Annotated in this window: 9 protein-coding genes and 1 tRNA gene; 7 read left to right on the top strand and 3 right to left on the bottom strand. The window is 46.8% G+C overall.

Translation table 11 applies throughout. The features are described 5' to 3' along the window. The first annotated feature begins 65 nt into the window (after nt 1–65). From AKJ31_RS12285 to AKJ31_RS12265, 5 genes are all read left to right on the top strand, one after another. Nucleotides 66–1,244, top strand: coding sequence for a serine hydrolase (locus AKJ31_RS12285; protein ID WP_053409398.1), 1,179 nt, complete (start codon nt 66–68; stop codon nt 1,242–1,244). A gap of 207 nt (nt 1,245–1,451) precedes the next feature. Continuing rightward, nucleotides 1,452–1,730, top strand: a complete 279-nt coding sequence (ybeD, locus tag AKJ31_RS12280; RefSeq protein ID WP_053409397.1) for a DUF493 family protein YbeD — start codon at nt 1,452–1,454, stop codon at nt 1,728–1,730. Nucleotides 1,731–1,909: 179 nt separating this feature from the next. Continuing rightward, a complete protein-coding gene (gene lipB, locus AKJ31_RS12275) occupies nt 1,910–2,569 on the top strand; it encodes a lipoyl(octanoyl) transferase LipB (RefSeq protein ID WP_053409396.1) in 660 nt (219 codons plus the stop codon). Nucleotides 2,570–2,584: 15 nt separating this feature from the next. Then, nucleotides 2,585–3,550 (top strand): lipoyl synthase, encoded by a 966-nt coding sequence (gene lipA, locus AKJ31_RS12270; protein ID WP_053409395.1) that lies wholly within the window; start codon nt 2,585–2,587, stop codon nt 3,548–3,550. Nucleotides 3,551–3,681: 131 nt separating this feature from the next. Next, nucleotides 3,682–4,008 (top strand): hypothetical protein, encoded by a 327-nt coding sequence (locus AKJ31_RS12265; RefSeq protein WP_053409394.1) that lies wholly within the window; start codon nt 3,682–3,684, stop codon nt 4,006–4,008. A gap of 147 nt (nt 4,009–4,155) precedes the next feature. On the opposite strand, the gene glyA is transcribed toward AKJ31_RS12265, so the two are convergent. Then, nucleotides 4,156–5,406 carry a serine hydroxymethyltransferase gene (gene glyA, locus AKJ31_RS12260; RefSeq protein ID WP_053409393.1) on the bottom strand — a complete coding sequence of 417 codons (1,251 nt, stop codon included), beginning with the start codon at nt 5,404–5,406 and terminating at the stop codon, nt 4,156–4,158. 345 nt (nt 5,407–5,751) lie between these two features. Here glyA and AKJ31_RS12255 point away from each other — a divergent pair, with 345 nt between their 5' ends. Then, on the top strand, nt 5,752–6,351 hold the full coding sequence (locus AKJ31_RS12255) for a YitT family protein (protein WP_053409392.1): 600 nt from the start codon (nt 5,752–5,754) through the stop codon (nt 6,349–6,351). Between the two features lie 58 nt (nt 6,352–6,409). On the opposite strand, the gene vexH is transcribed toward AKJ31_RS12255, so the two are convergent. Together vexH and AKJ31_RS12245 are read right to left on the bottom strand one after the other, a co-directional pair. Beyond that, entirely contained in the window at nt 6,410–9,520 is a 3,111-nt protein-coding gene (gene vexH / locus AKJ31_RS12250) for a vibriobactin export RND transporter permease subunit VexH (RefSeq protein ID WP_053409391.1), read from the bottom strand. Next, nucleotides 9,520–10,584 carry an efflux RND transporter periplasmic adaptor subunit gene (locus tag AKJ31_RS12245; protein ID WP_053409390.1) on the bottom strand — a complete coding sequence of 355 codons (1,065 nt, stop codon included), beginning with the start codon at nt 10,582–10,584 and terminating at the stop codon, nt 9,520–9,522. The genes vexH and AKJ31_RS12245 overlap by 1 nt, the downstream gene beginning before the upstream one ends. A 270-nt stretch (nt 10,585–10,854) precedes the next feature. Between AKJ31_RS12245 and AKJ31_RS12240 the strand changes: the two genes are divergently transcribed. Next, nucleotides 10,855–10,939: transfer RNA gene (locus AKJ31_RS12240), tRNA-Tyr, on the top strand. The last annotated feature ends 114 nt before the right edge of the window (nt 10,940–11,053 follow it).

The following is an 11,053-nucleotide window of genomic DNA, read 5'->3' as shown; positions in this document are numbered from 1 at the left end:
CGACACTAGCCTATACAGTTGATTCTGTTAAGATATGGACAGTTAAAGACAAATCTGTAGTCAATATGAAAAAAACAACGCTAATCAAATCCGTTTTTGCCACTTCTATTGCGCTTTCTGCAACCTTTGCATCTTCTGCTTTTGCAACGCCAATTGTTGTACCAGACGCTCCACTTATCGCCGCTAAAGGCTATGTTCTGATGGATTATCATTCAGGCAAAGTTCTGGCAGAAAAAGAAATGAACACCAAGCTTTCTCCAGCAAGCTTGACCAAAATGATGACGAGTTACGTTATCGGTCAAGAGCTTGAGCGCGGTAACATTTCTCTGCAAGACGACGTCACCATCAGTAAGAATGCGTGGGCAAAGAACTTTCCTGACTCATCAAAAATGTTCATCGAAGTGGGCACCACGGTTAAAGTCGAAGACCTAAACAAAGGCATCATCATTCAATCAGGTAATGATGCGTGTGTTGCGATGGCTGAGCACATCGCTGGTTCTGAAGATGCATTCGTTGACCTAATGAACGCATGGGCAGATACCATTGGCATGAAGGACACTCATTTTGCCAACGTTCACGGTCTAGATAACCCAGACCTATACTCAACACCTTACGATATGGCTCTACTGGGCAGCGCGCTAATCCGCGACGTGCCAGACGAGTACCGTATCTACTCAGAGAAAAAATTCACTTACAACGGCATCACTCAATACAACCGTAACGGTCTGCTTTGGGATAAAAGCATGAACGTGGACGGCATCAAAACCGGTCATACAAGCAATGCAGGTTACAGCCTTGTGAGTTCGGCAACGGAAGGCCAAATGCGTTTGGTTGCGGTAGTGATGGGAACAAAAAACCAGAACGCTCGTAAATCTGAAAGCAAAAAGCTACTAAGCTACGGCTTCCGTTTCTTCGAAACTGTTGCGCCGCATAAAGCAGGCGAAACGTTCGTTGAAGAAAAAATCTGGATGGGTGACAAAGACACAGTGGCACTAGGTCTAGATCAAGACACTTACGTGACACTTCCACGCGGCCAAGCTAAGAACCTTAAAGCAAGCTTCGTACTTGAAAAAGAACTTGAAGCCCCAATTATGAAAGGTGACGTAGTTGGTAAACTATACTATCAACTAGATGGTAGCGATGTCGCGGAATACCCACTTCTTGCGCTTGAAGATGTAGAACAAGGCAGCTTGTTCAGCCGTCTATGGGATTACATTGTAATGCTATTTAAGAGCTTCTTCTAAGCCAGACAGATTGTGAATCTGACAACCGACTTGTTGTTTGAATTTTAAACAACTCATACGATTCAATCGGTTATCAAAATTCTGCCCAAAAGCCGCTGAATGCGGCTTTTTTGTTTCATGAGGTAAAACTCGTGGTCGCTTGAGATTTACTGGTATTAGCAGTACTATTCCGCGCTGCTAAAACGACTTTCCAACTTGGAGTTTCCTATGCTGAATATTAACTCAGATGCAAAACTGAAAGACCTGCTAGAGTTTCCGTGCTCGTTTACTTACAAAGTAATGGGTCACGCGAAACCAGAACTACCAGAAAAGGTTCTTGAAGTGATTCAACGCCATGCTCCAGGTGATTACAGCCCAAAAGTGAAGCCAAGTGCTAAGGGCAATTACCACTCAGTGTCAATCAATATCACTGCGACCTCTATTGAACAGGTAGAGATCCTGTACAAAGAGCTTGGCGAGATCGATATTGTACGCATGGTTCTATAATATTATTTGATATATTCAATTTTATTTGAAAGCAGCACGAGCTGCTTTCTTTTTAAATATCAAGTAGATAATAATCCTGCAAATTCTCTAGGGTTAAAAATGTGTTACTGGTATATAGTTGAAAAACCAGAAGCAGTTTATAATCCGGAAACTTTATTAAATAGACGATAGGATCGGGAATGCAAAACCAGCTGGTAGTTAAGCATTTGGGAAGACAGGATTACGAGCCAATTTGGCAAGCAATGCATGACTTCACAGACAACCGAACTGACGAAACCCGCGATGAAGTATGGCTTGTAGAGCACAACCCTGTCTTTACACAAGGCCAAGCGGGTAAAGAAGAGCACCTGCTGAATACAGGTGACATTCCAGTGGTGCAAAGCGACCGTGGCGGCCAAGTGACCTATCATGGTCCAGGTCAGCTTGTGGCTTATTTCCTGATTAACCTCCGTCGAAAAAAATTAGGCGTACGAGATCTCGTCACTACGATCGAAAACCTCGTGATTAACACGCTAAAGAATTACAATATTGAGTCAGCGGCACGCCCAGATGCGCCCGGCGTCTATGTTGATGGTAAAAAGATCTGCTCTTTAGGACTGAGAATCCGCAAAGGCTGCTCTTTTCATGGTTTGGCACTAAACGTAAATATGGATCTCACGCCGTTTTTACGTATCAATCCATGTGGCTACGCAGGTATGGAAATGGTTCAAGTGAGCCAACTTGGTGGACCAACAGATCTTCAGCAAGTCGAACAGACTCTGGTCAAAGAACTTGTGACTTTGCTTGGTTACGAGCAAGTAGAATTCAGCACAGAAGCCGCCCTACGCGATACGAAGTAAGAGAAGTAAAAGAGCATGAGTAAACCAATCCAAATGGAAAAAGGCGTTAAATACCGTGACGCTGATAAGATGGCACTGATTCCTGTAAAGAATATGCCAACTGAGCAAAAAGAAATTCTGCGCAAGCCAGACTGGATGAAGATCAAGCTGCCATCTGATAGCCAGCGCATCCAAGACATCAAATCAGCAATGCGTAAGAATAACCTTCACTCAGTGTGTGAAGAAGCATCATGCCCGAACTTAGCTGAGTGCTTTAACCACGGTACTGCGACTTTCATGATTCTTGGTGCTATCTGTACTCGTCGTTGTCCTTTCTGTGACGTTGCCCACGGCCGTCCTCTTGCTCCGGAAGCGGAAGAGCCGAAAAAACTGGCAAAAACCATCGCAGACATGAAACTCAAATACGTTGTGATCACCTCAGTAGACCGTGATGACCTACGTGATGGTGGCGCACAGCACTTTGCTGACTGTAACCGCGAAATTCGTGCTCTTAACCCGAACATCAAGATTGAAACTCTGGTACCAGACTTCCGTGGTCGTATGGATGTAGCGCTGGATCTAATGAAAGACAATCCGCCAGATGTATTTAACCACAACCTAGAGACTGCGCCACGTCTATACCGTAAAGCGCGTCCAGGTGCGAACTACAAATGGTCACTAGAGCTACTTAAAAAGTTCAAAGAACAGCACCCTAACGTTCCAACTAAGTCTGGTCTAATGATGGGCCTTGGTGAAACAAAAGAAGAGATCGTTGAAGTACTGAAAGATCTGCGTGCACACGGCGTGACCATGCTGACACTAGGTCAATACCTAGCGCCAAGCCGTCACCACTTACCAGTTGAGCGCTACGTTCCACCATCAGAGTTCGATGAGCTAAAAGAGATCGCGTTAGAACTTGGCTTCACCCACGCGGCTTGTGGTCCTTTCGTGCGTTCTTCGTACCACGCAGACCTTCAAGCTCAAGGTGTTGAAGTAAGCTAATCGCTTTATGCAACTCAAATACTATTCAAAAGGCTGACCGATAACGTCAGCCTTTTTCATTTCCATTCTTGAATGAGAACGGACTCTTCTATAGGCTTAGCTCTATCACTAAAAAAATAACTGGGAATACTATGAAAAGACTAGGGTTTATTGCTATCGCACTTAGCGCACTCGCAGCGGGCTGCTCGTCCAATACACAGCAAGACAATTTCCGTGAAGCTTCTTTTGAGCTGTGTAATACCGAAGTCGAGTTGTACTCAGTCAGCGATGATGGTCGTGTTCGTATCTCTTGTTCTGACGGCTCTAAGTTTGCTTTAGATAGCGAAGAGACACTAGAGACGATGCGTGATATCAACATCGACTACTGTGATGGCGAAGGTCTGGGTAAATTCAGCGAAAGCCGTAAGTACTACTCGTTTAAATGTAAGTCAGGCACGTTACTGAGCATTACCAAGTAACCTCAGCGTTATACAAATAGAAAAGGGTCGATGTGGTTACATCGACCCTTTTGTTTTTCGAAACTGCCTAGATAACAAAAAAGCTCCTTAACTACTGTAGACAGTAACTTAAAGGAGCTTTTTTAAATCCGTCAGTTAAGCAACAGATTATGCGTAAACTGGTAGACGCTTACAGATAGCAAGAACTTTCTGTTTTGTCGCTTCGATAACTTCTTCGTTACCGATGTTATCCAGTACGTCACACATCCAGTTTGCTAGCTCTTTTGCGTCTTCTTCAGTGAAGCCACGGCGAGTGATTGCTGGAGTACCAACACGGATACCAGAAGTCACAAACGGACTACGAGGGTCGTTTGGTACTGAGTTCTTGTTTACCGTGATGTTTGCTGCACCTAGTGCCGCGTCAGCATCTTTACCTGTAATGTCTTTGTCGATTAGGTCAACAAGGAACAAGTGGTTTTCTGTGCCGTTAGATACGATCTTGTAACCACGCTCTTGGAACTGAGCCACCATCGCTTTTGCGTTTTTCACTACGCGCGCTTGGTAAGCTTTAAACTCAGGTTCCATCGCTTCTTTGAACGCTACTGCTTTACCAGCGATAACGTGCATTAGAGGACCACCTTGACCGCCAGGGAAAACGGCTGAGTTCAGTTTCTTGTACATGTCTTCGCCAGCATTAGACAGGATAAGACCACCACGTGGACCGGCTAGCGTTTTGTGCGTCGTTGTCGTTACAACGTGTGCGTGTGGCACAGGTGTTGGGTATTCACCTGCCGCGATAAGACCCGCAACGTGCGCCATATCGACGAATAAGTAAGCGTCAACTTTGTCTGCGATTTCACGCATGCGTTTCCAATCAACGATTTGAGAGTACGCTGAGAAACCACCGATGATCATCTTAGGTTTGTGCTCAAGCGCTAGCGCTTCCATTTCGTCGTAGTTGATTTGGCCAGCTTCATCGATACCGTAAGGAATAACGTTGTAGTGCTTACCAGAGAAGTTTACAGGAGAACCGTGAGTCAGGTGACCACCGTGCGCTAGGCTCATACCTAGAACGGTATCGCCTGGGTTAAGAAGCGCCATGTATACCGCGCTGTTAGCTTGAGAGCCAGAGTGTGGTTGAACGTTCGCGTACTCACAACCAAATAGTTTACATGCACGCTCAATCGCTAGAGACTCAGCTTTGTCCACGTACTCACAACCACCATAGTAGCGCTTGCCTGGGTAACCTTCAGCGTATTTGTTTGTTAGCTGAGAACCTTGAGCTTCCATTACACGTGGGCTTGTGTAGTTTTCAGAAGCGATTAGTTCGATGTGTTCTTCCTGGCGAAGAGTTTCTTCTTGGATAGCTGCGAATAGTTCCGCATCGTAATCCGCGATGTTCATATCACGCTTTAGCATCTGTATCTCCTGACTCAGATTAAGACTTAAAGTTGCAAAAAACCTACTTATGACTCTGACGCAAACGTTTGCATCAACCTAATGGCGCGCATTCTACATAATTTGATCTGGGTCATAAAGAGAAAATTCTAACTTTTCTCATGCAGATTTTTCATAATGATTTTCAAGAGGCGTCATAATTGGCATATCTCAAACCTCAATCGGCAGAGATGTGTCAATTTTATCCTTTACACCCCGTAAAACGATAATTACATAGGTTTACCTTAAATTTGGCTCTCAAGCTACCGAAATCCTCATTTTTTCAATAGTATTCGCGCCATTATCTACTGTTAAAGTTTCAATTTGATGGAAAAACACTCACGTAAAGAAGATTGGATTGCTATTCTTACTGGCACGTTTCTCGTCGCTCAAGGCGTCTTCTTCCTCCAGTCAGCAAACCTGCTAACTGGCGGAACGACAGGCCTAGCGCTGCTGTTCACGCAATTTGTGCCTCTCTCATTTGGTACGCTGTATTTTCTAGCGAACAGTCCTTTCTACTTACTGGCATGGAAGCGCTTTGGTACACGCTTTGCAATTAACAGCGCCATTTCGGGTGGCTTAGTTTCTGTGTTTGCCGACCACCTGTATTTGGTGATTAAGCTCGAAACGGTCAACGAAGTCTATTGCGCCGTCGCAGGCGGTTTGTTGATGGGTTTAGGGATGCTAATCCTGTTCAGGCACCGCTCTAGCCTCGGCGGCTTCAACGTATTATGTCTGTTCATTCAGGATAAATTTGGTATTTCAGTCGGAAAATCGCAACTTGCGATCGACATTAGTATTTTGATCGCTTCGTTCTTCTTTGTTTCACCGCAAGTAATAGGCTTATCTATCGTCGGTGCTATTTTGCTGAACGTCGTGTTAGCGATGAACCACAAACCAACGCGCTACACAGTGAACTACGGTTAAACCTGATGAATACTAAAAAGCCCGCTGTATTAGCGGGCTTTTTGCTAGGTGAAAAAGATTAGTGAGAAGCGCGAGCTTTGACGTCGTGGCTGAGCTCTTTATTGAGTTCAGCTTCAACGTGACCAGGAGATTGAGTACTCGCCGAAATCAATCGATACATCGCAGGAATAACGAACAAGGTAACCAGCGTCGCAAAGCCCATGCCGAAGAAGATAACCGTACCCACTGCAACACGGCTTTCGTAGCCAGCACCACCTGAAATGATCAGCGGAATTGCACCGGCCAACGTGGTAAACGCGGTCATCATGATCGGGCGCAATCGGCGCGCTGCTGCATCGACAATCGCTTTTTCAAACTCAAAGCCCCGATCTCGCAGTTGGTTTGCAAACTCAACGATAAGAATGCCGTTTTTCGTCACCATACCAATCAACATAATCATCCCGATCTGGCTGTAGATGTTAAGCCCTTGCCCCATGATGAACATGCCCAAGAAGCCGCCAAATACGCCCATTGGTACGGTAAACATCACCACCAGCGGGTTGATAAAGCTTTCAAACTGCGCAGCCAGCACTAAATAAGCCACCAACAAAGCCAATGCAAACACAACCAGCACGCTAGATTGGTTCTCTTTGTAGTCTTTTGACTCACCCGAATAGCTCACTGAGATATCGCCCGGTAGCAGCTCAATCGCTTTTTGGTCGAGATAATCAAGCGCGTCACCCAGCGTCGCACCATTCGCTAAGTTAGCGGTAATGGTGATCGATTTCTGTTTGTTGTAGTGCGACAAGCGAATCGACGACGCGACCTCTTCTACTTTAGTGACAGTGTCTAGCGTAACCAAGTCACCAGAAGCGGTACGCAGATAAATTTGGCTAAGATCCGAGGCATTGTTGAAACTGTTCTCGTCACCGCGCAGATAAACATCGTACTCCTCGCCGCGCTCAACAAAGGTGGTTTCGCTTTTACCACCGAGCATCACTTCCAATGTATCGGAAATATCCGCAACACTAATACCCAGTTCAGCCGCGCGTTGTCTATCAACCGTCACCACCAGCTCAGGCGTTTTCTCTGAGTAATCGATCTCCGCGCCTTCCATCAACGGCGACTCTTCCGCTAAACGCTCTAGCTCCTCAGCCCACTGTTTAAGCTCTGGATAATCCGAACCGCCTAATACAAACTGAACCGGTTCGCTAGAGCCGCCACGAAAGCCCGGCATAAACGGAAACACACGTACATCGGGTATCCCCGCTAACGCGCGGCGAATTTGTCCCAGAGCTTGCTGAGCGGTGACATCACGCTCATCCCAATCCTCAAGAATCATAATCACAAAGCCGGTCTGGTCACCCGCATTCCCGCCAAACGCTGGCGATTGAATGCTGAATGATTTAAGAAAGCCCTGACCAAGTAAAGGCAACAAGCGCTCTTCCACCAAATCCATGTTTGCCGACATGCGGTTGTAACTGGTTGCATCCGCACCACGGACAAACGCCAACAATACGCCACGGTCTTCAGAAGGTGTAAGTTGCGACGGTACTTGTTGCATCAGCCCCCAACTACCACCGACACAGGCTAAGATGATCAACGGCGCCGCCCATTTCCAATGCAGCGCACGCTTCAACAGGCTGCGATAACCATTTTCCAAGCGGTGGAACATCTTTTCGACGAACACGCTGAAGCGGCTCGGTTTCACGTTTGCTTTAAGCAGTTTACTGCCCAGTACTGGTGTGAGCGTCAAAGCGATCAATGACGAGAAGATCACCGACATCGCCAGCAGCACCGAAAACTCGGTGAACAGCAACCCTACCATACCGTCCATAAACGAGATTGGCAGGAATACCATCACCAGCACTAACGTGGTCGCTACTACCGCAAAGCCCACTTCACGGGTCCCTTTGTAAGCGGCCAACAGCGGTTTTTCACCCTGCTCGATATGATGGAAGATGTTTTCGACCACCACGATAGCGTCATCCACCACCAAGCCAATCGAGAGAATCAGCGCCATCAGTGTGATCAAGTTGATGGAGAAGCCAAAGTAGTAAGCGGCCATAAACGATGAAATCAAAGAGACAGGTACAGTAACCGCAGGGATCAGCGTTGCTCTCGCCTGTCCGATGAAGATGTACAACACCAGAATGACCAGACCACCAGTAATAAACAAGGTGTTGTAGACTTCCGAAATCGAACGGTCGATAAACACCGTCGAGTCATAGTCAATCGCGAGACGCGTGCCTTCTGGCAAGAACTTCTGGATACGTTCCACTTCTAAGTGAACCAGATCCGCGACTTCAAGTGGGTTCGCGTCAGACTGAGGTACAATCCCCATACTCACGTTGACCACACCATCGCTCTTAAAGGTCGAGTTCTCGTTTTCCGCGCCGATATACACATCCGCGACATCTTTCAAATAGATAGGCGAGTTATCACTGGCGCGCTTAATCACCAAGTATTGGAAGTCTTCAACTTGGTTGTAGCTGCGCGCGGTTCTGACCGACATAACAATCTGGTCATTTCGCACTTCGCCGCCTGGGCTTTCTAAGTTTTCGCTACGCAAAGCCGAGGTGATGTCCGATGTCGTTACACCACGACCCGCCATCTGTTCAGGCTTTAACTTCACGTACATCACTTTGTACAGACCACCTGAGATATCCACCGAGCTCACCCCAGAGATCAAGCTAAAGCGGTCGAGTAGCACCCGCTCAACGTAGTCGGTTAGCTGGGTGCGGTCCATCTCAGAAGAGCTAAGGTTGATGTAAAGTGACGCTTCGCCAGAGCCGTTGTTCTTATAAACAATCGGATCATCGGCCTCATCAGGCAGTGAGCGCTGCGCCCTTGCTACCGCGTCACGCACATCGCTGACACCAGTGTTGAGGTCATAGCCCAATTCAAACGTGATGGTAATCCGTGAACTGCTGTTACGTGTGGTGGACGAAATCTCATCGATACCACTGATCCCGGACAATTGGTCTTCCAATACCGAGGTAATTTGGCTTTCAATGATCGTTGCCGACGCTCCTTCGTAGCGCGTACTGATCGAGACCACTGGACTTTCGATGTCCGGCATCTCACGCACCGCCAACTTGCTGAACGACACGATACCAAACACACACAGCAGTAGACTCAGAACAACTGCGGCAACAGGCCTTTTAACTGAAACATCAGACAACAGCATTATTCACTGCCCTCTTTCTTGTCTGCCTTCGGCTTACCATCTACACCTAACTCGGCAACGCTCGAACCATCACGCATATTGACGATGCCTTGTACGACGATCTTCTGTCCGATCTCCAAACCTTGCTCAATCACGACTTGGTTACCGACACGAGCGCCTAGAATGACTTCGGTGCGTTTAGCTTTCGCATCATCACCAACTACGTACACGTAACGTTTTGTTCCCGAGTACTCAAGCGCCTGTACAGGGATGATTGGCGCTTCTAGAGGTGGAAAGTCGATATTAGCCGAAACCAACATACCCGGCTTGAGTAAACGGCTCGGGTTATCAAAATGGATACGCACACGCAGATTGAGCGTTTCTTGGTTAATGCGAGAGTCAATGCCAACGACTTTGCCTTCAAAGGTTTTATTGCCCCAAGCTGACGTGGTCGCTTTCACATTCATCCCAGTCGCAAGTTGAGAAAGGTAGCGTTCCGGAATCTGCAGGTCTAAGCGCATCACAGAAAGGTCATCTAAAGTTAGTAGCTCCGCGCCCACGCTGACCATCTTACCGACACTGAAGTCGATAAAACCAACCGTACCAGCAAACGGTGCACTGATGTGTAGATCTCGAATGTCGGCATTCGCCGCATCCAGACGCGCCTGTGCAATCTCTACGCTGGCTTTTTGCGCGTCGATCTCGGTTTGAGTGATCGCGTTACGTTTCGCCAGACGGGTGAATTCTTTTAGCTTTCGCTGTTCGTCTTTTAGATAGGCTTTCGCTTCGGCGAGTGCGGCTTTGGCTTTGTCATCGTTCAGTTGAATCAATAATTGTCCTTGCGACACTTCCTGATTCGCTTTGACCGCGATTTTATCGACTTTTCCGGCCACCTCGGGAGAAACCACCACAGATTGCTCCGCTTGCAATTTACCGACTAAGGACAAAGATTGCGAAACTTGGTGTGTTTGAACTTGTTCAGTCACCACGGTGACGGCGGATGGACCTTGCCGTGTAGCGCTCACTGCTGGTGCGCTCGCCATGATGGAAAGCGACAAAATGCTCAGAATTATTTTATTCTTCATTGTTTATGATTCTGCCTAGAAAAACTGTACGTATTGTACTCGGTTATACGGTATAAAAACGTCAACGAGTGTAAAGAGAGCGAAATAAAGTGTAAGTTTAGCTGTTGTTTTAATACGCTTTATGCTCAATTCTCGCCTTCTTTGTTGAAAAAGACAGCATTCAATTCAAAATTCCAAGAAAAATCTTTACAGCTTTACTGAGTTTGCTATGATGCGCTCCGCACTTGAGAGATGCGTTGGGAAAACGTCTTTTAAGTATAAAAATACCCTGGAGGGGTTCCCGAGTGGCCAAAGGGAGCAGACTGTAAATCTGCCGGCACTGCCTTCGATGGTTCGAATCCGTCCCCCTCCACCATATTTCTTCTTGTGATTATCCTTTGGATTGATTGTGAGAAACACTTGGAAAACGTGTTGGGAAAACCTTTTCTAAGTATAAAAATACCCTGGAGGGGTTCCCGAGTGGCCAAAG

The sequence above is a fragment of the Vibrio hepatarius genome, from assembly GCF_001274785.1.
Lineage (GTDB): Bacteria > Pseudomonadota > Gammaproteobacteria > Enterobacterales > Vibrionaceae > Vibrio > Vibrio hepatarius.
Note: the sequence above shows the minus strand (reverse complement) of the source record. Positions and strands in the feature narration are given on the sequence as shown.